The organism is Mesorhizobium sp. M7A.F.Ca.US.008.03.1.1, from assembly GCF_003997495.1.
Classification (GTDB): domain Bacteria; phylum Pseudomonadota; class Alphaproteobacteria; order Rhizobiales; family Rhizobiaceae; genus Mesorhizobium.
Window position 1 is genome coordinate 235,389 of the sequence record NZ_RZRU01000008.1, and the last position, 23,173, is coordinate 258,561.

Below are 23,173 nucleotides of genomic sequence, written 5' to 3' on the forward strand. Positions count from 1 at the left end.
CCATGTTTGAAGTCGGCTGGACCGAAATGCTGGTCATCGCGATCGTCATGATCGTGGTCGTCGGACCCAAGGATTTGCCCAATATGCTGCGCACCTTCGGCCGCACGACGGCGAAGCTGCGCGCCATGGCGTCCGACTTCCAGAAACAGTTCAACGAGGCGCTGAAGGAAGCTGAGCTCGACGACGTCAAGAAGTCAGTCGACGAACTCAGGGGCCTCAGCCCGATGGCCGAGATCAGGAAGCAGCTCAATCCGTTCGAACAGGCCGCGGCCGACGTTCGCTCCGGCGTCGATGCGGCGATGAAGCCGAAGCCTGCGGATGATCCGGCAACACCTGCCGCTTCGACCCCGCAGGCGGCCGAGCCATTGAAGAACGGTGCAACGACCATGCCTGGCGTCAACGGGCCGGAAGCAGCGCCAGCAGCGCCGATTTTCCCGGCAATGACCGACGAATCGGTGGTGACGTCATCAGTGCTGGCGGCACCTGTTGCGGCGCCGAAGGCGTCTGCGGCGAAGAAAACAGCCAAGCCTGCGCCGGCAAAGGCGATCGCGACCAAGACGGTGGCGAAAGCCGAACCGAAGCTTTCAGCGGCGAAGAAGCCGGCGGCCAAGAAGACGGCGGGAGCCGCCAAGTGAGCGTTTCGGACACCGAAAAGGACGAGATCGAGAAATCGTCGGCGCCGCTGATGGAGCACCTGATAGAGCTGCGCAGGCGGCTGATCTGGTCGCTGGGCGGCTTCTTCGTTGCCTTCCTGGTCTGTTTCTTCTTCGCCAAGAAGCTGTTCAACCTGCTGGTCGTCCCGTTCAAATGGGCGACGCAGTGGGCAGGGCTCGATCCGCACAAGGTCGAGCTGATCTACACGGCGCCGCAGGAATTCTTCTTCACCCAGGTCAAGCTCGCCATGTTCGGCGGCATGGTGATTGCCTTTCCGCTGATTGCCACGCAAATTTACAAATTCATCGCGCCCGGCCTCTACAAGAACGAGCGCAACGCCTTCCTGCCGTTCCTGATCGCGTCGCCGATCCTGTTCCTGATGGGTGCGTCGCTGGTCTATTTCTTCTTCACGCCGATGGTGATGTGGTTCTTCCTCGCCATGCAGCAGGCTGGCACCGACGATCAGGTGCAGATCTCGCTGCTGCCGAAAGTGTCGGAATATCTCAGCCTGATCATGACGCTGATCTTCTCCTTCGGCCTCGTGTTCCAGCTTCCGGTGGTGACCAGCCTGATGACGCGTGTCGGCATGCTGTCGTCCAAGGGGCTGGCCGAGAAGCGCAAATGGGCGATCGTCATCGCCTTCGTCGTCGCGGCCGTGCTGACACCGCCCGATCCGATGAGCCAGATCGGCCTGGCCATTCCGACCATCCTTCTCTACGAGGTCTCCATCTGGGCTGCCCGGCTGATCGAGCGCGATCAGGAAAAGCAGCGTGTGGCGCGCGAGAAGCAGGACGCGGCGGAAGACGTCGCCGAGAAGAAGCCGGCGGACGCGTCCTCGACATAGGTTGCGCCAAGGAACGCCGACGCCAGCCTCCATGTCCAGCAGCGGCGGAAAAAGACAGTCGCCGCCCCGTCCATCTTGCATCGATCGTGGATGCGGTTTACGCCCTCTGGCCTAGCTTGAGGACGGATAAACCATGCTTGACATCAAATGGATTCGCGACAACCCGAAGGCCCTTGTCGAGGCGCTGGTGAAGCGCTCGTGGTCGGCCGGTGAGGCGCAGTCCATGGTCGACGGGCTGATCGCCTCGGACGAGGCGCGGCGCGAACACGTCACCGAGCTGCAGACCAGGCAGGAGCGCCGCAATGCCGCGTCGAAGGAGATCGGCAACGCCATGCGTTCGGGCGATGCCGCCTTGGCCGAGACGCTGAAAGCCGAAGTCGGCGAGATCAAGGTCTTCATCCAGAACGGCGAGGCGCGCGAACGCGAGCTCGACAAGGCGCTGAACGATGCGCTAGCGGTGCTGCCCAACGTGCCGTTCGACGACGTGCCTGTCGGCAAGGACGAGCACGACAATGTCGTCAAGCATATCGTCGGTCAGGTGCCGACGCGGCCGAACTGGGTGAAGGAGCATTTCGAGATCGGCGAAGCGCTCGGCATGATGGATTTCGAGCGCGCGGCAAAGCTGTCGGGCTCGCGCTTTACGGTGCTGAAAAGCGGGCTGGCGCGGATGGAACGCGCGCTGGGCCAATTCATGCTCGACCTGCACACGACCGAGCATGGCTACGAAGAAGTCATCCCGCCGCTGATGGTCAAGGACGACGTTCTCTTCGGCACCAACCAGTTGCCGAAGTTCGAGGAAGATCTGTTCTTCACGCCGCACGGGGAGGGCAGGCTTGGCCTGATTCCCACCGCCGAGGTCCCACTCACAAACCTTGTGCGTGAAGAAATCACCGCGCATGAAAAGCTACCGCTGCGCTACACCGCGCTAACGCCGTGCTTCCGTTCGGAAGCGGGTTCGGCCGGGCGCGATACGCGCGGCATGCTGCGCCAGCATCAGTTCTACAAGGTCGAGCTGGTCTCGATCACCGATCAAGAATCATCGCTCGCGGAGCATGAGCGGATGACGCAATGCGCCGAGGAAGTGCTGAAGCGGCTCGGCCTGCCGTTCCGCACCATGACGCTATGCACCGGCGACATGGGCTTTGGCGCACGCAAGACCTATGACATCGAGGTATGGCTGCCGGGACAGAACGCCTATCGCGAAATCTCGTCCTGCTCGGTGTGCGGCGATTTCCAGGCGCGCCGCATGGACGCCCGTTACAAGGACAGGGACGGCAAGGGCAACCGCTTCGTGCACACGCTCAACGGCTCGGGCACAGCCGTTGGCCGCGCGCTCATCGCCGTCATCGAAAACTACCAGAATGAAGATGGCAGCGTAACCATTCCTGAAGTGCTGCGACCTTACATGGGCGGTCTGGAAAAGATCGAAGCGAAATAATGCGCATCCTCCTGACCAACGACGACGGCATTCATGCCGAGGGCCTGGCGTCGCTCGAACGCGTCGCACGTACGCTGTCCGACGATGTCTGGGTGGTGGCGCCCGAGCAGGACCAGTCCGGCTATGCGCATTCGCTGTCGATCTCGGAGCCGCTGCGGCTGCGCAAGATTGGCGAGAAGCATTTCGCCGTGCGCGGCACGCCGACAGATTGCGTCATCATGGGCGTCAAGAAGATCCTGCCTGGCGCACCCGACCTGATCCTGTCCGGCATCAATTCGGGCGCCAACATCGCCGACGACGTCACCTATTCCGGCACCGTCGCCGGCGCCATGGAGGGCGCGCTGCTCGGCATCCGCTCGATCGCGCTCAGCCAGGGCTACAGCTATGTCGGCGAAGATCGCGTCGTGCCCTACGAGACGACAGAGGCGCTGGCGCCGGCGCTGCTGAAGAAACTTGTCGCGACGCCATTGCCGGACGGCGTGCTGCTCAACGTCAATTTTCCCAACTGCACGCCCGAGGAGGTCGCCGGCACGGTGGTCACCTCGCAAGGCAAGTTGGTGCACAGCCTGTGGGTCGACGAGCGCCGCGACGGGCGCGGCCTGCCTTACTACTGGCTGCGTTTCGGCCGGGAGCCGGTCGAAGGCAAGCAAGGCACCGACCTCTACGCCCTGCGCAACAGGCTGGTGTCGGTGACGCCGCTGCAGCTCGATCTGACCGCGCATGAAATCCGTGACCAATTGAGCAAGGCGCTTGCATGAACCAGGGGATCGATGACCGCGAAGGTTTTGCCGCCTTTCTGCTGCGCCTGCGCGGCCGGGGTACTGTGCCGAAGGCGCTGATCGCGGCCTTCGAGGCGACGCCGCGGCGCGGGTTCCTCGCGGCTCAGTTCCATTCCATCGCCTGGTCGGACCGCATGCTGCCGATCGAATGCGGCGAGGCGATCGAAGGCGCCGACATGCAGGCGGCGGTGATCGCGGCGCTTGCCATCGAGCAGGGCAACCGTGTGCTCGAGGTCGGTACCGGCTCGGGCTACACCTCGGCGGTCATGTCGCGGCTGGCCGCGCGGGTCATCACCACCGATCGCTACAAGACGCTCGCCGAGCAGGCGCGGCAGCGCTTCGAGGCGCTCGGCATCGGCAATGTGATCGTGCGCCATGCCGATGGTTCCGGCGGGCTGCCGAATGAAGGGCCATTTGACCGCATCGTCGCCTGGGCTGCCTTCGACAGCCTGCCGCGCTTCCTGCTCGACCAGTTGTCGAGCGGCGGTATCGTCATCGCTCCGATCGGCCCTGAAGAGGGCGAACAGGTGCTGGCCAAGCTGACCAAGGTCGGCAGCCGTTTCGAGCGTGAAGACATCGGCCTCGTTCGCCTGCAGCCGATCCTGCGCGGTGTCGCCGCTATCATCTAGCGCGGATGTCGATGTTCAGGCCGCGCCGCGCCGCGAGCCCGTGTTCGACCCCGGCTGGCCTGACCTGAAAATCTCCCCTCGGCTCGCTCTCTAATATTTTAAGAAAAATGGCGCCGGATTCCATGGGGTTAACCGTCGAGTAACATTAACGCGCTTTAATCATGCCTAGTTTGTACCGGGTATGTGCGGGTAGTGCGATGCAACTCAGTGTTTTGAAGACAAACGGTCGCAATCTGGCGCGAGGCTGCGCCATACTGATGGTCGCGGGTGCTGCTGCGGGGTGCAGTTCCCAGGTTTCGCGGTTCAATGGCGTCGACGACGTCTTTACATCCTCGACCAACAATCAGCGCGCCATCATCAACAAGCAGGATGCCGTACAGCAGCCCTATCCGGGCGATGTCGCGGCCGCTCCACTCGATGGCAGCCATACACAGTCGGTCAGCCGCTCCAGCCTCGAGCCGGTTTCGACGCGGCCGCTGCCGCCGCCCGTTGCCCAGGCGCAGCAGGCGCCGGCATCGAAGCCTGTGCGCACCGCATTGGCCCCGGCACCGCATGTCGACAGGACCACGACCGGCACCGTCGCTCCGGCGGCGTCGCCTTTCAAGGTTTCGCAACCTGACGAACCCCGCGTGGCAGCTTCCGGCACTCCGCATGCAACCGAGATCGTCGTCAGGGACGGCGAAACGATCGGCGGCCTGGCGCAGCGCTACAAGGTGCCGTCAGACGTGATCATGAAGGTCAACGGGCTGAGCGCGACCAAGGGGCTGAAGACCGGCCAGAAGCTGATCATCCCGGCCTACGCCTATTCGAGCAAGAGCGAGCCGAAGCTCGCGGATGCCAAGCCGGCGAAAGACACCAAGCACAACCTGCCAGCCACTGCGCCGGACAAGGTCGCCGTCCTGCCGCAGCAGCCGAAGCTCAAGGAGGGCAAGTCCGCCGCTCAGGTCGACACGTCGACCGCCGCGAGCCAGCCCAAGGAGCCCAAGCCCCAGGTGGCCGCGGCCAAGGCGACCAATGCAGCTGGCACCTATACGGTCCAGTCGGGCGACACGCTTTCCTCGATTGCCAGGAAGACCGGTGTCGGCGTCGTTGCCATCAAGCAGGCCAACGGCATGCAGGATGGCTTGCTCAAGATCGGCCAGACCCTGAAGGTGCCGGCCGGTGGAACCGCGACCGTCGCCGCTGCCAAGCCGGCCAAGGTCGATCCGGTGACGACGGCCACGACGCAGCCCGCGGCAAAGACCACGCCGTCGGAAACGCTGGCGTCCTACACGCCGCCGAAGAAGGATTCGAAGGTCATCCAGCAGGCCGAAGACGACGACGCCGTCGCGCCCGACGCCACCGGCATCGGCAAGATGCGCTGGCCGGTGCGCGGCCGTGTGATCTCCGGTTTCGGCTCCGGCAAGGATGGCGTCGACATCGCCGTGCCGTCGGGAACGCCGGTCAAGGCAGCCGAGAACGGTGTCGTCATCTATGCCGGCGACGGCCTCAAGGAATTCGGCAATACGGTTCTGGTGCGCCACGAGAACGGGCTGGTCACCGTCTACGGCCACGCCAGCTCGATCGAGGTGCAGCGCGGCCAGAAGGTCAAACGCGGCCAGGAAATCGCGCTGTCGGGCATGAGCGGCACGACGGACTCGCCGAAGCTGCACTTCGAAGTGCGCAAGAACTCGGCCCCGGTCGATCCGTCCGGCTATCTCGAATAGTCGGGGGTTTCTCGAATAGAAGAAAAAAAGCAATTTGCGGGATGTCTGACCTCCAGTCCGCCCGCCGGCTCAGCCCGTTCCGCAAGGAACGGGCTTTTTCAGCTGTTTTCCCCGACTTAGTCCTTGAGTGGCTTGCCGAGCCGGCCGGCCAGGTCTTGGGTGAACTGCCAGGCGACGCGGCCCGAGCGGCTGCCGCGCGTCGTTGCCCATTCCAGCGCCTCGGCGCGTAGCTGCTCAGAATCCATGACTAGGCCATGGTGGCTGATATAGCCGTCGATCATGTCGAGATACTCGTCCTGTGAACATTTGTGGAAGCCGAGCCACAGGCCGAACCGGTCGGACAGCGACACTTTTTCCTCGACCGCTTCGGAAGGGTTGATGGCGGTCGAGCGCTCATTGTCGATCATGTCGCGCGGCAACAGATGGCGGCGGTTCGAGGTGGCATAGAAGATGACATTGACCGGGCGGCCCTCGACGCCGCCTTCGAGCGCTGCCTTCAGCGACTTGTAGGAGGTGTCGTCGTGGTCGAAGGAGAGGTCGTCGCAAAACAGGATGAAGCGGAAGGGGGCCGCCTTCAGCAATCCCATCAGCTTCGGCAGCGTGTCGATGTCCTCGCGGTGGATTTCGATCAGCTTCAACGGCAGGTCGGACTTGGCCTCGGCGTTGATCTGCGCATGCACGGCCTTGACCAGCGACGATTTGCCCATGCCGCGCGCCCCCCATAACAATACGTTGTTGGCCGCGTAGCCGGCGGCGAAGCGTTCGGTGTTGTCGACAAGGATGTCGCGGACGCGGTCGACGCCACGGATCAGGCCGATGTCGACGCGATTGACCTTGCGCACCGGCTCCAGATAGCCCGGATCGGCCTGCCAGACGAAACAATCGGCCTCGCCGAGGTCGGTTTGGGGCGCCGGCGGCGGGGCAAGGCGACTTACCGCCTCGATCAGCCGGTCGAGTTTCTGGTTCAAGGCTTCAATGCTGCTGTCGGTCATTGTTGTCTTTTGTTTTCGCGTTTTTGACGTGTGGGGGCGTGAAGCTGGCCGATTCCGTCTGATACAAAACCGGTTGCAACCTTTTGTTCGAGCGTGATCTTTTCCAAAAACCGGCTCGCGCTTTTCGCGATCCTGCTCTAACACGGCTCAACAGGCCGGAAAAGCAGCCGATTTGGCCGGCCGCGCAGTTGCATTGACAACTTTACCGACTATATTCCGGCCAAATTTCAAGGGGCCGCCAAATTGGCGGCTGTTTTCAAAATTCAGGAGTACCTCGATGTTCGTGACACCGGCATACGCCCAAGGCGTCGGCGCTTCTCCCGACATGTTCATCAGCATTTTGCCGTTTGTCCTGATTTTCGTGATCATGTATTTCCTGATCATCCGGCCGCAGCGCACGCAGCTGAAGAAGCGCGGCGAGATGCTGGCCGCCGTCCGTCGCGGCGACACGGTCGTCACCGGCGGCGGCTTCGTCGGCAAGGTGACCAAGGTGATCGACGACAACGAGCTCGAGGTCGACCTCGGCAATGGCTTGAAGGTGACGGCGCTGCGCTCGACGATCGCCGATGTGCGCGTCAAGGGCGAGCCGGTGGCCAACCAGAACGCCAAGAAATAATCCAATTTCAGGCGGAGCGATCCGCGGACACGCTCTGACGGACGACGCCATATGTTGTATTTCTCGCGCTTCAAGATGATCCTGATCTGGGTGGCCGTGGCCATCACGGTGATCCTCGCCGCGCCCAATCTCATCCCCGCAAGCACCTTGGCCCAACTGCCCAGTTGGGTGCCGAAACGTCAGATGACGCTCGGCCTCGATCTGCAGGGCGGTTCGCACATCCTGCTGGAGATGAACCAGAACGATCTGATCAAGGACCGGCTGGAGACGACGCGCGACGAAATCCGCACAATGCTGCGCGACGCCAAGATCGGCTATACCGGCCTTGCCGGCACGGGGCGGACCCTGCAGGTCCGCATCACCGATCCCGCCCAGCTCGATGCCGCCAAGGCGGCGCTGAAGACGCTGACCGATCCGGTCGCTGCCGGCCTGTTCACCGGCGGCTCCGTCCAGGAAATGACGCTCGACGATTCCGAGCCCGGCCTGCTCAAGTTCAACGTCACCGATGCCGGCATCAAATACCGCACGTCGACCGCGCTGACGCAGTCGATCGAGGTGGTCGAACGCCGCGTCAACGAACTCGGCACGACCGAACCGATCGTGCAGCGGCAGGGCGACGACCGTATCCTTGTCCAGGTGCCGGGTCTTCAGGACCCGCAAAGGCTGAAGGAAATCCTCGGCCAGACCGCCAAGCTGACCTTCCAGATGGTCGACCAGTCGATGCCGGTGCAGGACGCGCTCAACGGCCGTCCGCCCGCCGGCTCGTCGGTGCTGTATTCGCAGGACGATCCGCCGGTTCCGTATCTGATCGAGAACCGCGTCATCGTTTCGGGCGAAAACCTCGTCGATGCGCAGGCAACATACAATTCGCAGAACAACGAGCCGGTGGTTTCGTTCCGCTTCGATTCGAAAGGTGCGGCGCGTTTTGGCCAGGCGACTGCGCAGAATGTCGGCAAGCTGTTTGCCATCATCCTCGACAACCAGGTAATTTCGGCGCCGCAGATCCGTGAGCCGATTCTTGGCGGCACCGGCCAGATTTCCGGCAATTTCACCGCCCAGAGCGCCAATGACCTTGCGGTGCTGCTGCGCGCCGGTGCGTTGCCCGCGACGCTGACGGTGATCGAAGAGCGTACCGTTGGTCCGGGCCTCGGCCAGGATTCCATCCATGCCGGCAAGGTCGCCGGCATCATCGGCTCGATCCTTGTCGTCGTGTTCATGTTCGTCGCCTACGGTTTACTCGGCTTCCTCGCCAACATCGCGCTGGCGGTGCACGTGGCGATGATCGTCGGGGTGCTCTCGCTGCTCGGTGCGACGCTGACCTTGCCGGGTATCGCCGGTATCGTGCTGACCATCGGCATGGCGGTCGATTCCAACGTGCTGATTTACGAACGCATCCGCGAGGAGCGACGAGCCGGCCGCTCGGTGATCCAGGCGATTGATACCGGTTTCACCAAGGCGCTGGCGACCATCGTCGATTCCAACATCACCTCGCTGATCGCGACCGTGGTGCTGTTCTATCTCGGTACCGGACCGGTGAAGGGCTTTGCCATCACCTACGCCATCGGTATCCTGACGACCGTCTTCACCGCTTTCACCTTCACCCGGCTGCTGGTCTCGATCTGGCTGCGCCGGGCTCGCCCGAAGGAACTGCCGCGCGCGCCGGTGACCTTCGTCCCGCCCGGCACGAAAATTCCATTCATGGGCATCCGTCGCTGGACGTTCACGCTGTCAAGCGCGCTGTCGATCCTGTCGGTTGTGTTGTTCATGACGGTCGGCATCAACTACGGCATCGATTTCAAGGGCGGTTCGCTGATCGAGGTGCAGGCCAAGAGCGGCAATGCCGACCTCGCCGACCTCCGCGCGCGGCTGACCGAACTCAACATCGGTGAAGTCCAGGTCCAGCAGTTCGGTACGCCGAATGACGTGTTGATCCGTGTCGGGACGCAGGATGGCGGCGAGAATGCCGAACAGACCGTCATCGACAAGGTGCGTGGCGAGCTGCAGGACGCCTATGACTTCCGCCGCGTCGAAGTGGTGGGACCGACCGTCTCCGGAGAACTCGCCAAGCAAGGCACGATCGCCATGCTGATCGCGCTGCTCGGCATCCTGGTCTATGTCTGGTTTCGCTTCGAATGGCAGTTCGCGGTCGGCGCCATCGTGGCGACGGTGCACGACGTAGTCATGACTCTTGGCTTCTTCGTCATCACCGGGCTGGAGTTCAACCAGTCATCGCTGGCGGCGATCCTGACCATCATCGGCTATTCGCTGAACGATACGATCGTGGTCTATGACCGTGTTCGAGAGGATCTGCGAAAATACAAGCGCATGCCGCTGCCGCAACTCCTGAACAACGCCATCAACGAGACGCTGTCGAGAACGACGCTGACATCGGTGACGACGATCCTGGCGCTGCTGGCGCTGGTGCTGTTCGGCGGCGAGGTGATCCGCTCGTTCACCATGGCCATGCTGTTCGGCGTCGTCTTCGGCACCTATTCCTCGATCTTCATCGCCGCACCGCTGCTGATCCTGTTCAAGCTGCGGCCGCAGGCTTCGGCCGACGAGGAGAAGCCGGTCAATGGCGGCAAGGCGGTCGCGACCTGACGCGTCGCCCCGAAGGGGTATAACGGTGACCAGCAAAGGCATCGTCATCCGCGAGGCGCATTTTCCGGGCCGCGCACCGATCGAAGCCTATGGCAATGGCGGGTTCCGTTTTGCCGACATGTCGCATCGTGGCTCGCTGCTCTGTCTGCCATCCGGCATCCATGGCTGGGAACCGGCTGATCCTCTGGTGCTGACGGTGGCGGATTTCGACAGGCTGCTGGCCGAGGCCGACAAGGTCGAGATCCTGCTGGTCGGCATGGGCAGGGATCTCAGGCCATTGCCCGCCGCATTGCGGGCCGCGCTGAAGGCCGCCGGCATTGCATCCGACCCGATGTCGACGGGGGCCGCCGTGCGGACCTACAATGTCCTTCTGGCGGAAGAGCGCGCGGTGGCTGCGGCGCTCATTGCCGTCGATTGACATGTCTCGAAGCGCTGAAATCGTCATGGACGCGGTGCGCGTCGCCGACCATGACCGCTATCTGACCGCGCTCTACGCGCCGGACGACAAGCGCGACGCGCTGTTTTCGCTCTACGCCTTCAATGCAGAGATATCAGGCATCCGCGATCGCATCCATGAGGCACTGCCGGGCGAAGTGCGGCTGCAATGGTGGCGCGATGTCATTGCCGCAGGCGGAGAGGCGGGCGCCGGCCATCCCACAGCCGAAGCCTTGAATGCCACCATAGCGACATTCGGCCTGCCGAAGCCGGCCTTCGCGAACATGCTCGATGCGCGCATCTTCGACCTCTACGACGACCCGGTGCCGTCGCGCACCGATCTGGAGGGCTATTGCGGCGAGACGGCCGCAGCACTCATCCAGCTTGCGGCGATGGTGCTCGATCCCGGCGAGGCGCCACGCTTTGCCGAATTGGCGGGCAGGGCAGGCTGCGCGCAAGCGATGACCGGCCTGCTGCTGCTGCTGCCGCTGCATCGCCGGCGCGGACAATGTTTTGTCCCGGCCGATATTCTGGCGGCGGCGGGATCGTCGCCGGAAGAATTCGTTGCCGGCGACGGTGGACCCGGCGCCAAACGCGCGGTGGCGGCGATGATGGCGCTGGCACGGGAACATCTTTCCGCCTTCGAGCAAGGCGCACCGGCTCTGCCGGTTTCGCTGCGTCCTGCATTCCTGCCGCTCGCCCTGTCACGTGCCTATCTCGGCAAAATGGAGAATGGTTCGCCGCTCGAAGGCGTGGCGCGGCTGTCGGCCTTGCGCCGGCATTGGCTGCTGCTGCGTCGCGCGAGCAAGGGCTGGCCCGCACTTTGACGTAAACGTCAATCATGCTAAAGTCTCCGTGCCAAAACTGTTGCCGCAGAACGACAGGCCGGCCCGGAGGAGATTCATGAGCTTGCCCATATTGGTAGCGATCGTTACCTTCGGCATCGCGCTGTCGGTTGCGGCGGTGCATTTCACCGGCGGCAGCAAGACGGCGACGCTCAGCAGTGCCGCTCACGCAGTGAGCCGATTCGCCGAAGATTTTCCCGACGAGATCGTTGCGGCGGCCCGCCTGACAACAGATGCCGGGACCGCGTTTCTGGATATCGGGCGAGGGCGCTTCGGTATCGTTCACTGCATCGGCGACTGCTTCTTGACCCGCATCGTCACGCCTCAAGATGTCGTGGTTTTGAACGCCGGAGACGTGAATACGGTCTTGTTCCGGCTCGCCGATTTCACCTGGAAGGGCGGCCGCTTCCGCTTTGCCGATGCAGCCGATGCGCAAGGCTTGCTGAAAAAGCTCGAGCCGCAACATTCGAATTCCGCCAAGGAGGCCGCGTGATGGACAGCTACGATTTCCCGCAAGTCACGCAGCTCGCCATCCCGTTCTTCGTTGTCGCGATACTGATCGAGCTTTGGCTGGTGCGCACCGGCCGTGCCAAGGGTTCGTTCGAGACGCGCGACACCTTGACCAGCCTGATGATGGGCACAGGCAATGTCGTTGCCGGGCTGCTGCTTGGCGTCGTGTCCTACTGGGCGCTGCTGTGGCTCTGGCAATTCCGCGTCTTCAATCTCGGCCTGTCGGTCTGGGTGTTCCTCGCCGCCTTCCTGCTCGATGATCTGCGCTACTACGTCTATCATCGCATCGCGCACCGGGTGCGCTGGGTGTGGGCGGAGCACGTCAACCACCATTCCAGCCAGCACTACAATCTGTCGACGGCGTTGCGGCAGAGCTGGACCGGCCTGTTCACCTTCATGTTCGTTTTGCAGGAGCCGCCGGTGCTGCTCGGATTCCACCCCGCGGTGATTGCCTTCACCTTCGGCTTCAACCTGGTCTGGCAGTTCTGGATCCACACCGAGACGATCGGCAAAATGTGGGGCTGGTTCGAATTCGTCTTCAACACGCCGTCACACCACCGCGTCCACCACGCCACCAATCCGCGCTATCTCGACGCCAACTACGCCGGCACGCTGATCATCTGGGACCGCATGTTCGGCACCTTCGTCGAGGAGCTGGAAGAAGACCGGCCGCGCTATGGCATCGTCAGGAATCTCGGCACCTTCAATCCGCTGAAAGTGGCATTCCATGAATGGATCGGCATGTTCAGGGACGCCTTTGCGCCGGGTCTGACCTTGAGCAACCGCGTGAATTATCTGATCAAGCCGCCAGGCTGGAGCCATGACGGCTCGCGCGAAACCTCGGAGAGTCTGAAGGCCGCCTATGTCAGGCGAAATCCCGGCGAGGCGGGCAAGCCGGGGCTGCCGGCGGCGAGTGTCGAACCGGCCGAATAACTATGGCCTCAGGACGGTTCGCTCGATCCGCCATCGCGCATCAGCGCTTCGTAGTCGCGACCGCCGTAGAAAACGTTGACGATGCAAATGACATCGCTCTCGCTCTGGCAACGCTCCTTGATCCGATCCACGAAACCATTGGCGATGTTTTCGCTGCCACTGTTCTCAAGGATGTAGGTGCCAATCGCGTCCAGATCGGAGATCGCGTTTTCGCTAAGAACGACGGTGAGACGCCGGATCATCGCTCTCTCTCGCCAGTTGCGAAATCCGGCTCTTTACACGGTCGATCGCCTCGTCGAGCGGAACAGCAGGCCTCGTGTCCTCGATCGATGCCTTCACCCGCGCCCTGATCGACGCCATGCGCTCGGCATGTTCCTCCTCTTCGCGCTGGAAAGCGCGAAGCGCTGCACGGATGACTTCACTGGCCGAACCGAAGGAGCCGTCCTCTACTTTTTCGCGGATCATACGCGCCATAGCGGGCGTGACGGTGACCGACAGTTTCTCGGCGGATTCCATGGATGCTTCTCTTATGTATAAAGTAGGATAGTATCCTACTTACTGCCAGAGGTCCAATCAGAAGGCGAAGCCGTCTATTCCGCGGCTTCGGCCGCTTGCGCCGCCAACCCCAACCATTGCCGGCAATCGGCGCGTGCGCGCGATGTGATAGCGTGCCGCTTGGCGACGGTCTTGTCCTTGCCGCGCATGCGTTTGCCCTCGGTCTTCGGCGCCTCGACGGGCGGGAACAGGCCGAAATTGACATTCATCGGCTGAAACGAGCGCTTGCCCGGTTCGTCATCGGAGACGATATGGCCACCGGTGATGTGGTTGAGCAGCGCGCCGAAAGCCGTGGTGAGCGGTGGCAGCGAGGGTGCATGGCCGAGCCGCTCAGTGGCGGCGAAGCGGCCGGCGAGCAGGCCGATCGCAGCGCTCTCGACATACCCTTCGCAGCCGGTGATCTGGCCGGCAAAACGCAGGCCAGGACGCGACTTCAGTTGCAGCGAAGCATCGAGCAAGGTCGGCGAGTTGATGTAGGTGTTGCGGTGCAGGCCGCCGAGGCGGGCGAAGTCGGCGTTTTCGAGACCCGGTATGGTGCGGAACACGCGCACCTGCTCGGCATGCTTCAACTTGGTCTGAAAACCGACCATGTTGTAGAGCGTGCCCAGCGCATTGTCTTGCCGCAGCTGGACGACGGCATAGGCTTTTACATCAGGATTGTGGGCGTTGGTCAGTCCCATCGGTTTCATCGGCCCGTAGCGCAGCGTCTCGACACCGCGCTCGGCCATGATTTCGATCGGCAGGCAGCCGTCGAAATAGGGCGTGCCTTCCCATTGCTTGAATTCGGTTTTCTGGCCGTCGACCAGCGCTTGCACGAAGGCAAGGTACTGGTCCTTGTCCATCGGACAATTGATGTAGTCCTTGCCGGTGCCGCCTGGCCCGACCTTGTCGTAGCGCGACTGGAACCAGCAGGTATTCATGTCGATCGTGTCGAAATGGATGATCGGCGCAATGGCGTCGAAGAAGGCGAGCGCATCGGCGCCGGTCGCTTCCGCGATCGACCGGGCAAGCCCGGGGGCGGTCAACGGACCCGTGGCAACGATCGCCTGGTCCCAATCCGTCGGCGGCAGACTTGGCACTTCCTCGCGCCGGATGGTGATCAGCGGGTGTGCTTCGACTTTTTTCGTCACGGCCTCGGCGAATCCGTCGCGATCGACGGCAAGCGCACCGCCGGCCGGAACCTGGTTGGCGTCGCCTGCGCTCATGATCAACGAGCCGGCCAGCCGCATTTCGGCGTGCAGCAGGCCAACGGCGTTGTTGTCGGCATCGTCGGAGCGGAAGGAATTGGAACAGACAAGCTCGGCCAGGCTGTCGGTCTTGTGCGCATCGGTGCCGCGAACGGGCCGCATTTCATGCAGGATGACGGGCACGCCGGCCTGCGCTGCCTGCCATGCGGCTTCGGAACCGGCGAGGCCGCCGCCGATGATGTGGATTGGGTTTTTGCTCATGAACGCCGGAATAATCGCTTGGTGCGGCGATTGCAATTGCCGTGCGCGGTGCGAGCAAACAGCTGCTGATGGGAGCGCCCCCTGAAAACAACAACACCCGCCGGGGGAGGAGGTCCGGCGGGTGTCGTTTTTGGGGCCGACCCTCGGGAGGAGGTGAAGGCCGACCGTATTCGTCATCGCCGGGGAGGAGGTCGGCTTTGACGAAATTCCTTTCGCCGTTTGAAAAGGGGCGAAACCTTTGGGGCAAAATCGCTTTGCCCGGGGAAACAGCGCCCGCCGCGGGAGGAGGTGCGGCGGGCGCCGTTTTTGTGGTCAACCCTTGGGAGGAGGTAAGGGATGACCGTATCCGTCAAGGTCGGGGAGGAGGTCGACCTTGCCGAAATTCTGTCTAGATCGCCTGGCGGGCGATGATCTTGATTTCGTCGCGGACGATACCGAGATCATGCAGCTGGCGGTTGGAAAGGCGACCCAGCTCGGTAACCGTCTCGCGATAAACGCGCCAGTTACGATAGTTGCGGATCAGGTTCATTGTCGTTCTCTTTTTCAAACTGGTTCGGACCATTCGCGGTCCGAAGAATTAGACCGCCTTGCGAGCGACGTAAGGAATGTCGCTGCGGCTGATGCCGAGGTCGGTCAGTTCACGGTTGCTCAGGCGGCTCAGCTCGGACACGGTGTCCCTGTAGCGGCGCCAGTTGCGGTAGTTGCGGATCAGGTTCATGGTAGTTCTCGTTTCGTCTTTCTTGCGGATCATTCCGTTTGTGTACGAACTATAAATAGGCGGACCCATATCGATTTAAAAGCGCTATGGCTGCATGGCAGCAATGCAAATTGTGCAATGCAGCATTAACGAGCGTTCACGGACCTGACACAAAGAAACCCGAATCGGAAAATGCCGTAGCGTCAGCGGTTTGACCGGATCGGCTGAAAAAAAGACCGAACTGGGGGAGATGCAGCATGGCGAGCTATTCGTCGCGGGTCAGGGCGGATATTGCGCGTTGGCTGCAGGCCGGGCTGATCGACGCCGCCATTGCCGATTCGCTTTCGCGCGACGTCGAGGCCAACGAGCGCAAGTCGCTCAGCTTCGGCTCTATCCTGGCGATGATGGCTGCCTTGCTGTTCGGCGCTGCCATCCTGATTTTCGTCGCCGCCAATTGGGACGCGATCCCGCGGCTGGCGCGCGTTCTGGCACTGTTTGCCGTCATCCTGGGCGGCTATGTCGGCGGCGCGCTGTTGAAGATGCGCAACCATGCGGCGATCGGGGAAGCGCTGTGGATCGTGGCGGCTGCGGCTTTCGGGGGCTCGATCGCGCTGATCGGCCAGATGTATCATCTCTCGGGCGACGAGGCCTCGGCTCTGGTCACCTGGGGCGCCGGCACGGCGCTGGCGGCGGTTGCGCTGCGTTCTAATCCGCTGACGGTCGCTTCGGTCGGTATCGCCGATGCCTGGCTGTTCCTCAAAGGCTTCGACTACTACAGCCGCAGCGAATTTCCGCATGCCTTCGTGATCATGGCGATCGTGCTGTTTGCCGTCTCGTTCTGGACCCGCAGCCAGGCGGCGCGCCACCTGATCATCCTGTCGGTTCTGTTCTATCTTGTGCTGCTCGTCACCAACCACGACACGCTGCAGGTGGCGATCCCGCTGGTCGTCGTCTCGGCGCTGCTGTTCGCGGCCTCGGTCTTCGCGCCGGATCCGGTCAACCGGGTCGTGCAGCTCGGCGGCCGCTTGCCCTTGCACGCACTGCTCGGCTTCCTCACCGGCCTCGCAATGATCCAGTTCGAACTCGCCGACGAGAGCACCTACAACAGCGGTTTCGCCCTCGCTTCGGTGATCGCGCTGGCCGGCATCGTCGCCGCAATCGTGCTGGCGGGACGGGAGAGCCGCGGTTTGCGCTGGCTTGCCTATCTTGGCTTCGCCTTCGAACTTGCCATCATCTATGTGGTGACCCTGCAATCGATACTCGATACGGCCGGTTTCTTCCTGGCCGCCGCGGTGCTGCTCGGCATCCTTGCGATCGTCATCATCCGCGTGGAAAAACGCATGAAGGGCCCAGATGCCAAAGGAGCCACGGCATGATCACCGGGAAAAGGCTTGTCATCTCGGCACTGGTGCTGGCGCTCGTCCAGATCGGCTTCCTGAGCTGGATCATCGCGGGCCGGGCAGCGATCCTGCGCAACGGCAAGGAAGTGCTGCTGAAGATCGAACCTGTCGATCCGCGCGACCTCCCGCGCGGCGACTATATTATCCTGGGCTACGAGATTTCGCGCATCCCGGTGAAAATGATCGCCAACATTCCGCCCGACAAATTTTCAAGCGACGACACCTCGATTGTGGTGCGCCTGAAGAAGGGCGCCGACGGCTATTGGCAGCCGACGGCCGCCTGGTTCGGCAAGGCGCCAACGCCGGCCGCGGCCGACGAAGCCGATATATCAGGCCACGTCGCCGAGGGCTGGGACCTTCGCGGCGAAGAGGCGACCATCGCGCCGGACTACGGCATCGAGCGCTTCTATCTGCCGGAAGGCGAGGGGATGGCGATCCAGAACGACATGCGGGTGCGGCCATTCGGCATCCGTCTTGCGCTCGCCGGCGACGGCACCGCGCAGATCAAGGCGCTGGTCGACGGCGACAAGACGCTGTTCGAGGAACCACTCTACTAAGTCCCTTATTTTCAGTGGTGTGAAGCATGCCAGTTTGCCTGTCGAAGCGTGATGACATCAACCTCGACACTGTTTTCCGCGTCGCCTGGAAGAAGGACACGGTGGAGATCGGCGAGAAGGCCTTGCAGCGCATCGCCGAATGCCGCGCCTCGTTTCTCAGGCTGATTGAATCCGATCCGCCACCCGTCATCTACGGCGTCACAACCGCCATGGGGGAATTGGCAAGCCGAAAGCTCGAAGCTGACGAGCGTGATCGCCATGCGCGCATCAAGGCGTTTGCCGCCGCCACCTCGTTCGGCGATCCCTTGCCGGATCGCGTGGTCAGGGCGATCGTGCTTGCCCGCCTGGCGAACTTCATCGAGGGCAACGCCGCCACAACGCCGCGCATCGCGCTTGCCGTGGCCGCAATGCTCGACGGTGGGCCGATGCCGACGGTGCCGGCCTCCGGCCAGGGCGGCGCCGGTGAGATCCTGGCGCTCTACCCCTTGTTTGCAGAACTTTCGACGCGCTTCGACCTCGAGGTCAAGGAACGCGGCTCGCTCATCAACGGCTCGCCTTGCGCTGCCGCTCTGGTGGCCGACGCAGCGCTCGCGGCGCGCCGTCGCATTCGCATGGCGCACCAGGTGTTCGCGCTGTCGATCGAGGCGTTTCGTGCCCCGCTCGAACACTATGACGCCTCCCTCGACACGCTCTGGGGCGATGAGCATGAGGCCGCAGCCCTGCAGGGTTTGCGGGAATTTCTGGTCGGCGCCGGCGATGGGCGACGCAATTATCAGGCGCCGGTCAGCTACCGCATCGTGCCGCGCGTCCTCGGCCAGGCGCATCGTGCGCTGTCGTTGGCCGAGCGGGCGGCCGATGTGTCGCTGGCCTCGATATCGGACAATCCGGTCTATATCCCGCCCGACGATGCACATCCGCTCGGCCGTTGCATCAGCACCGGCGGCTATCACAACGCCATGGCGACGCCGGCGCTGGACGATCTGGCGGCGATATGGGCCGATATCTGCCTGCTCTGCGACCGCCACGCCTCAAAACTCCTCAACGGCAAGGTGTCGCTGCTGCCGGATCTCCTGATGACCGGACGTCACTCAGCCGACAGCGATGGCCATGGCAATGTCGGCTATGTGCCGATGGCGATCACCGGCTATCTCGAACAGGCCAAGCTGGCAGCGCAACGTACCTTCATTCCGGGCACGGAATCGGCCGGCGCGGGGCAGGACGACGTCGCCACGACGGCGTTCTTCGCATGACCAAGGAAGCGACCGCCGGCCGCTGCGTCGATGCGGCCATGGCGATGCTGGCAATGATCGCCTCGCAGGCGCTGCACGTCACCGAACGCACGCCGCCGCCGGCACTGCGCTCCTTCGTCGATCAAATCAGAGCTATCGTGCCGCCTGTCGGCGCCGATCGCGTGCTGGGGCCGGAGCTTGCCAGGTTGGCGGAATGGTTCACTGAGAAAGTGTTCGAGGCGTAGAGATGCCGGAACAAGGCGTGGCCGGTGAAATTGGTGCGCCTGAACGGATGAAGTTCGAACCTGCCGAGCTTCAGGTGGCCCGCCACCCGAAGCTCGAAGAGCGGAGGGTGGTGCGGACGACGGGAATCGAACCCGTACGATCAGAGATCGAGGGATTTTAAGTCCCTTGCGTCTACCAATTCCGCCACGTCCGCAGGCCAGCCCTTTTCAGACGCCAGACACAGGCCGTCAAGTCGTGTTGTTGAGCGTGCGCCGAACGTGCAAACAGACCGGGCGACTTGATGATACTGGCGCGATCACGGAATTATCGACGCGGCGGGTAGTGGTAGGATGCCTGTGTGGTGGATTTCATCCGCCAAGGCCGGCGCCTCTCAGGCCCAACCCATTCCCCCCGCCCACTGGGAGCGTCGGCCGCCCTTCCATGAAAGAGCCCCTTGGGTGGTTGCCTGGGCCGGCAGCGTCGCGATTGTGGCCCTGCTCAGAACTTGTAACTCAAATTGATCCCGACCGCATTCAGCTTCACGTTCTGATCGCGATCGTTAAAAGGTTCTGCCACCTCGTAGTGTTCGGAGCCGAAATCATAGTAGCGATACTGCGCGCCGACGACGAACTTGTCGGTCAGCGCGTAGTCGACGCCGGCACCCACGGTCCAGCCGACATTCGTGCGCGTGCTCGCGAACGCCGGGCCTGCGACTTGCGATGTTTCGATGCCGGCAAAGGCAACGCCGCCAATGCCGTAAACCAGCAGGCGATCCATGGCGTAGCCAGCTTTGGCGTTGACCGACCCGAACCACTTGATGTCGGTGCCAAATGGGCTTCCCAGGCCCGATTCCGCTGTGCCGCCGATGGAGGAATAGTTGAGGTCCGCCTCGGCGCCGAGCACCGCCTGGTCGAACTGCCACAGGCCGGCGACATGGCCGCCGATGAAACCGCCGTCAATGTCGGGCGTGATGGAAAACGGCGCGCCTTCCGTCACTGAAATATCGGATTGGCCCCAGCCATAGCCGGCCTGCAGACCGGCGTAGTAGCCTGTCCAGTCGAAGCCGGGCGCGGTCATCGGCAAGCCGACCGTTGGGTCGGCTGCAAAAGCCGGCGCGGCCAGAGCGGCAAGAAAACCGGCACTTGCGATCATCAGGCGACGCATCGAACTCCCCGAAATGATGATTCAGAAAGATCGCTAGAAGGATAACCGCATTCGCCGCAATCGCAATCCCCCTGTCGCCGCACAGAATCCTCTACTTGGCGTCGATGAAGTCCAGCACAGCCTGGCTATATTCATCCGGCGCTTGCAGCATGGCGAAATGACTGGCGTTGGGCAGAACGATCAGCTTCGCGCCCGGGATGACGGAGGCGATGTATTCGGTGTGTTCGCGCTTGATCGCCTCATCATGGTCGCCTGCCACGATCGCCGTCGGCGTGGTTATCTCAGCGAGCTGTTCCTTGGTCCACGCCGGCTCGCTCTCCCACATATGGCTCATCTGCGCCACGAAGGCGTCATACTGGTCCGGCGTCTTCGACATCTTCTTGTAGTCGCGGCCGGAACGGTCGATGTAGGCGGCAAAGGTCTTGTTGGTCATCACGCCCGGATCGAGGCCATCGGTGGTTACGTTGGCGGCTTGGGCAAAGAGCCTTGTCAGCCGCTCCGGATGATGCAGTGCGATGTCGATACCGATAATGCCGCCATCGCTCCAGCCGACAAGCGCGGTCTTGTCGATCTTCAGGTAGTCGAGCAGCGCCAGATAGTCCGACGCCATCAAGTCGTAGCCGTAAGGCTGCTCGGTGCGGGTGGAGCGACCGTGGCCGCGGCTGTCGGCGACTATCACCTTGTGCGTTTTGGAAAGCGTGGCCACCTGGCTGGCCCAGATATCGGCGTGGCCGAGGCCGCCATGGATGAGCAGTACCGGGTCGCCCGCGCCGAAAACGGCGTAGTACATCTGGATGCCGTTCACCGGCGCATATCCGCTCTGATCAGGTTTGGGCATGGCCGCCGGCTCCGGCAAGGTCTGCCAACGTTCCTCGGCGACAGCAAAAGTGGTCGACGCAGCGAATAAGATGACGATGGCGAACGCTTTCCAAAAACGGGTCATGTTTTCCCTCAAATGGCTCGGTCCGCGGTCAGCATCGCGTTTTAGCCGGATTAGTCAACAAGCCCGGCCTGCCGCCGGATGTCGGACCAACGGCTCTGGCGGCGCCCGCCTACATTTGCGACACTGGCCGCAATCGAGGAATCGCCAATGACGAAAGCCAAGCCCGCAAGGCCCGCGAAACCCAGACCATGGACCGAGATGGCGACACATCTGGTCGATGTCGCCATGGGGCGGAAGCCCGCTGACCTGGTCGTGCGCAACGGCCGCTGGGTGAATGTCCATTCGGGGGAGATCATCGCCGGTACCGACATCGCCATTGCCGGCGGCCGCTTCGCTTATTGCGGGCCGAATGCCAGCCATGCCATCGGCCAGGGCACCAAGGTGGTCGACGCCGGCGGGCGCTATCTGGTGCCCGGCCTCTGCGACGCGCATATGCATGTCGAAAGCGGCATGGTGACGGTGACCGAGTTCTGCCGTGCCGTCATTCCGCACGGCACCACCTCGATGTTCATCGACCCGCACGAGATCGCCAATGTGCTGGGCCTGCCCGGCGTGCGGTTGATGCATGACGAGGCCGTTGCCATGCCCATCAACGTGCATGTGCAGATGCCCTCCTGCGTGCCCTCGGCACCAGGGTTGGAACACGCCGGCGCCGAGCTGACCGTCGCCGATGTCGCGGAAGCGATGACCTGGGAGAACATTATCGGCTTGGGCGAAGTGATGAATTTTCCCGGTGTCGCCGCCAATGATCCTGTCATGTCGGGCGAGATCGCGGCGACGGTCAATGCAGGCAAGACGGTCGGCGGCCACTATGCCTCGCGCGATCTCGGCCTGCCGTTCCATGGCTATGTCGCCGGCGGCCCCGAGGACGATCATGAGGGCACGCGCGCCGAGGATGCCATCGCCCGCGTGCGCCAGGGCATGAAGGCGATGCTGCGGCTGGGTTCAGCCTGGTACGACGTCGCCTCGCAGATCAAGGCGGTGACGGAGAGCGGCATCGATCCGCGCAACTTCATCCTGTGCACCGACGACAGCCATTCCGGCACGCTGGTCCAGGAGGGCCATATGGACCGCGTGGTGCGCCACGCCATTCAACAGGGGTTGAAGCCGGTGACGGCGATCCAGATGGCGACGCTCAACACCGCCCAGCATTTCAAACTGGAGCGCGAGATCGGCTCGATCGCGCCGGGCCGGTTGGCCGACCTGCTGATCGTCTCGGATCTCGCCGCAATGACCATCGACGAGGTCTATGCACGCGGCGTCAGGCTGGCCAAGGGCGGCAAGCTCGAAATCGACATTCCGGCCTATGATTACCCGAAGACGGCGAAGAACACCGTCAAGCTCGGCAAGAAGCTGAAGGGCGACGACTTCGATATCGCCGCCCCCAAGGGCGCCAATGAGGTGCGGGTGCGTGTCATCGGCGTCATCGAGAACCAGGCGCCGACGCGCGCGCTGGAGGCCGATCTGCCGGTCGAGGACGGGCTGGTCGCCATGGACCGCCGCAACGACATCTGCCAGATCGCGCTGGTCGAGCGCCACAGGGGCACGGGCGGCGTCACCAACGCCTTCGTTTCCGGCTTCGGCTATATGGGCGACTGCGCCATGGCGTCCAGCGTGGCGCATGACGCCCACCACATCATCTGCGTCGGCACCAACAAGCAGGACATGGCGCTGGCGGTAAACCGCCTGGGCGAAGTCGGTGGCGGCGTCGTGCTGTTCTCCAAGGGCAAGGAATTGGCGCTGGTCGAAATGCCGATCGCCGGGCTGATGTCGGACGAGCGGGCGGAAATCGTCGCGGCCAAGGCCGAGAAGCTGACCGAGGCAATGCGCAAGATGGGCTGTTCGTTGAACAACGCCTACATGCAGCACTCGCTGCTGGCGCTGGTCGTCATTCCCGAACTCAGGATTTCGGACGTCGGCTTGATCGACGTGACGACCTTCCAAAAGGTCGATCTGTTCGTTTGAGATCAGCC

25 protein-coding genes and 1 tRNA gene are annotated in these 23,173 nt (G+C 62.9%); 17 read left to right on the forward strand and 9 right to left on the reverse strand.

All coding sequences use genetic code 11. The annotated features are described in order from the left end of the window. Positions 1–2: 2 nt before the first annotated feature. The 6 genes from tatB to EOA16_RS13870 all read left to right on the forward strand — a co-directional run bounded on the left by tatB (position 3) and on the right by EOA16_RS13870 (position 6,050). The gene (tatB, locus tag EOA16_RS13845; RefSeq protein WP_127258720.1) at positions 3–635 is read left to right on the forward strand and encodes a Sec-independent protein translocase protein TatB; all 633 of its coding nucleotides are present in this window, start codon (positions 3–5) and stop codon (positions 633–635) included. Beyond that, on the forward strand, positions 632–1,498 hold the full coding sequence (gene tatC, locus EOA16_RS13850; RefSeq protein ID WP_127258722.1) for a twin-arginine translocase subunit TatC: 867 nt from the start codon (positions 632–634) through the stop codon (positions 1,496–1,498). Before tatB ends, tatC begins: the two co-directional genes overlap by 4 nt. A gap of 133 nt (positions 1,499–1,631) precedes the next feature. Beyond that, entirely contained in the window at positions 1,632–2,936 is a 1,305-nt protein-coding gene (serS, locus tag EOA16_RS13855) for a serine--tRNA ligase (protein ID WP_127258724.1), read from the forward strand. Next, a complete protein-coding gene (gene surE, locus EOA16_RS13860) occupies positions 2,936–3,694 on the forward strand; it encodes a 5'/3'-nucleotidase SurE (protein ID WP_024503850.1) in 759 nt (252 codons plus the stop codon). The genes serS and surE overlap by 1 nt, the downstream gene beginning before the upstream one ends. Then, positions 3,691–4,344, forward strand: a complete 654-nt coding sequence (locus tag EOA16_RS13865) for a protein-L-isoaspartate(D-aspartate) O-methyltransferase (protein WP_127258726.1) — start codon at positions 3,691–3,693, stop codon at positions 4,342–4,344. The genes surE and EOA16_RS13865 overlap by 4 nt, the downstream gene beginning before the upstream one ends. A gap of 197 nt (positions 4,345–4,541) precedes the next feature. Beyond that, a complete protein-coding gene (locus EOA16_RS13870; RefSeq protein WP_127258728.1) occupies positions 4,542–6,050 on the forward strand; it encodes a peptidoglycan DD-metalloendopeptidase family protein in 1,509 nt (502 codons plus the stop codon). 116 nt (positions 6,051–6,166) lie between these two features. Here the strand turns inward: EOA16_RS13870 and EOA16_RS13875 are convergent, their stop codons facing one another. Further along, positions 6,167–7,042, reverse strand: coding sequence for an ATP-binding protein (locus EOA16_RS13875; RefSeq protein ID WP_127258730.1), 876 nt, complete (start codon positions 7,040–7,042; stop codon positions 6,167–6,169). A gap of 277 nt (positions 7,043–7,319) precedes the next feature. Here EOA16_RS13875 and yajC point away from each other — a divergent pair, with 277 nt between their 5' ends. The 6 genes from yajC to EOA16_RS13905 all read left to right on the forward strand — a co-directional run bounded on the left by yajC (position 7,320) and on the right by EOA16_RS13905 (position 12,982). After that, entirely contained in the window at positions 7,320–7,658 is a 339-nt protein-coding gene (gene yajC, locus EOA16_RS13880) for a preprotein translocase subunit YajC (RefSeq protein ID WP_013531305.1), read from the forward strand. Positions 7,659–7,709: 51 nt separating this feature from the next. Further along, positions 7,710–10,259, forward strand: a complete 2,550-nt coding sequence (gene secDF, locus EOA16_RS13885) for a protein translocase subunit SecDF (RefSeq protein ID WP_127258732.1) — start codon at positions 7,710–7,712, stop codon at positions 10,257–10,259. Next, entirely contained in the window at positions 10,234–10,677 is a 444-nt protein-coding gene (locus EOA16_RS13890) for an Mth938-like domain-containing protein (RefSeq protein WP_164754254.1), read from the forward strand. The genes secDF and EOA16_RS13890 overlap by 26 nt, the downstream gene beginning before the upstream one ends. A 1-nt stretch (position 10,678) precedes the next feature. Next, positions 10,679–11,521 (forward strand): phytoene/squalene synthase family protein, encoded by an 843-nt coding sequence (locus EOA16_RS13895; protein ID WP_164754255.1) that lies wholly within the window; start codon positions 10,679–10,681, stop codon positions 11,519–11,521. Between the two features lie 76 nt (positions 11,522–11,597). Further along, the gene (locus EOA16_RS13900) at positions 11,598–12,032 is read left to right on the forward strand and encodes a hypothetical protein (protein ID WP_127258834.1); all 435 of its coding nucleotides are present in this window, start codon (positions 11,598–11,600) and stop codon (positions 12,030–12,032) included. Next, the gene (locus tag EOA16_RS13905) at positions 12,032–12,982 is read left to right on the forward strand and encodes a sterol desaturase family protein (protein ID WP_206517336.1); all 951 of its coding nucleotides are present in this window, start codon (positions 12,032–12,034) and stop codon (positions 12,980–12,982) included. The genes EOA16_RS13900 and EOA16_RS13905 overlap by 1 nt, the downstream gene beginning before the upstream one ends. 8 nt (positions 12,983–12,990) lie before the next feature. Here EOA16_RS13905 and EOA16_RS13910 read toward each other — a convergent pair whose 3' ends face one another. From EOA16_RS13910 to EOA16_RS13930, 5 genes are all read right to left on the reverse strand, one after another. Continuing rightward, entirely contained in the window at positions 12,991–13,224 is a 234-nt protein-coding gene (locus EOA16_RS13910; protein WP_127258738.1) for a type II toxin-antitoxin system RelE/ParE family toxin, read from the reverse strand. Next, a complete protein-coding gene (locus tag EOA16_RS13915) occupies positions 13,196–13,498 on the reverse strand; it encodes a type II toxin-antitoxin system ParD family antitoxin (protein ID WP_127258740.1) in 303 nt (100 codons plus the stop codon). The genes EOA16_RS13910 and EOA16_RS13915 overlap by 29 nt, the downstream gene beginning before the upstream one ends. 74 nt (positions 13,499–13,572) lie before the next feature. After that, positions 13,573–14,985 (reverse strand): methylenetetrahydrofolate--tRNA-(uracil(54)-C(5))-methyltransferase (FADH(2)-oxidizing) TrmFO, encoded by a 1,413-nt coding sequence (gene trmFO, locus EOA16_RS13920; protein ID WP_127258742.1) that lies wholly within the window; start codon positions 14,983–14,985, stop codon positions 13,573–13,575. A gap of 388 nt (positions 14,986–15,373) precedes the next feature. Then, entirely contained in the window at positions 15,374–15,514 is a 141-nt protein-coding gene (locus EOA16_RS13925; protein ID WP_013531314.1) for a DUF1127 domain-containing protein, read from the reverse strand. Between the two features lie 48 nt (positions 15,515–15,562). Beyond that, the gene (locus EOA16_RS13930; RefSeq protein WP_013531315.1) at positions 15,563–15,703 is read right to left on the reverse strand and encodes a DUF1127 domain-containing protein; all 141 of its coding nucleotides are present in this window, start codon (positions 15,701–15,703) and stop codon (positions 15,563–15,565) included. A gap of 236 nt (positions 15,704–15,939) precedes the next feature. Between EOA16_RS13930 and EOA16_RS13935 the strand changes: the two genes are divergently transcribed. Genes EOA16_RS13935 through EOA16_RS33120 form a run of 4 tightly spaced genes read left to right on the forward strand, consistent with a single transcriptional unit; the run spans position 15,940 to position 19,113 of the window. Further along, entirely contained in the window at positions 15,940–17,058 is a 1,119-nt protein-coding gene (locus EOA16_RS13935) for a DUF2157 domain-containing protein (protein ID WP_127258744.1), read from the forward strand. Next, positions 17,055–17,639: a GDYXXLXY domain-containing protein gene (locus EOA16_RS13940; RefSeq protein WP_127258746.1), complete on the forward strand. Its 585-nt coding sequence runs from the start codon at positions 17,055–17,057 to the stop codon at positions 17,637–17,639. The genes EOA16_RS13935 and EOA16_RS13940 overlap by 4 nt, the downstream gene beginning before the upstream one ends. Positions 17,640–17,665: 26 nt before the next feature. Beyond that, positions 17,666–18,889, forward strand: a complete 1,224-nt coding sequence (locus EOA16_RS13945; protein WP_245455920.1) for an aromatic amino acid lyase — start codon at positions 17,666–17,668, stop codon at positions 18,887–18,889. Further along, the gene (locus EOA16_RS33120) at positions 18,886–19,113 is read left to right on the forward strand and encodes a hypothetical protein (RefSeq protein WP_245455921.1); all 228 of its coding nucleotides are present in this window, start codon (positions 18,886–18,888) and stop codon (positions 19,111–19,113) included. The genes EOA16_RS13945 and EOA16_RS33120 overlap by 4 nt, the downstream gene beginning before the upstream one ends. A gap of 108 nt (positions 19,114–19,221) precedes the next feature. Here EOA16_RS33120 and EOA16_RS13950 read toward each other — a convergent pair. From EOA16_RS13950 to EOA16_RS13960, 3 genes are all read right to left on the reverse strand, one after another. Further along, positions 19,222–19,307: transfer RNA gene (locus EOA16_RS13950), tRNA-Leu, on the reverse strand. 284 nt (positions 19,308–19,591) lie between these two features. Further along, entirely contained in the window at positions 19,592–20,257 is a 666-nt protein-coding gene (locus EOA16_RS13955; protein ID WP_127258748.1) for an outer membrane protein, read from the reverse strand. Positions 20,258–20,348: 91 nt separating this feature from the next. Beyond that, complete coding sequence (locus EOA16_RS13960; protein WP_127258750.1) at positions 20,349–21,200, reverse strand: alpha/beta hydrolase; 852 nt, start codon at positions 21,198–21,200, stop codon at positions 20,349–20,351. 147 nt (positions 21,201–21,347) lie between these two features. Here EOA16_RS13960 and ade point away from each other — a divergent pair, with 147 nt between their 5' ends. Continuing rightward, entirely contained in the window at positions 21,348–23,165 is a 1,818-nt protein-coding gene (ade, locus tag EOA16_RS13965; RefSeq protein WP_127258752.1) for an adenine deaminase, read from the forward strand. The last annotated feature ends 8 nt before the right edge of the window (positions 23,166–23,173 follow it).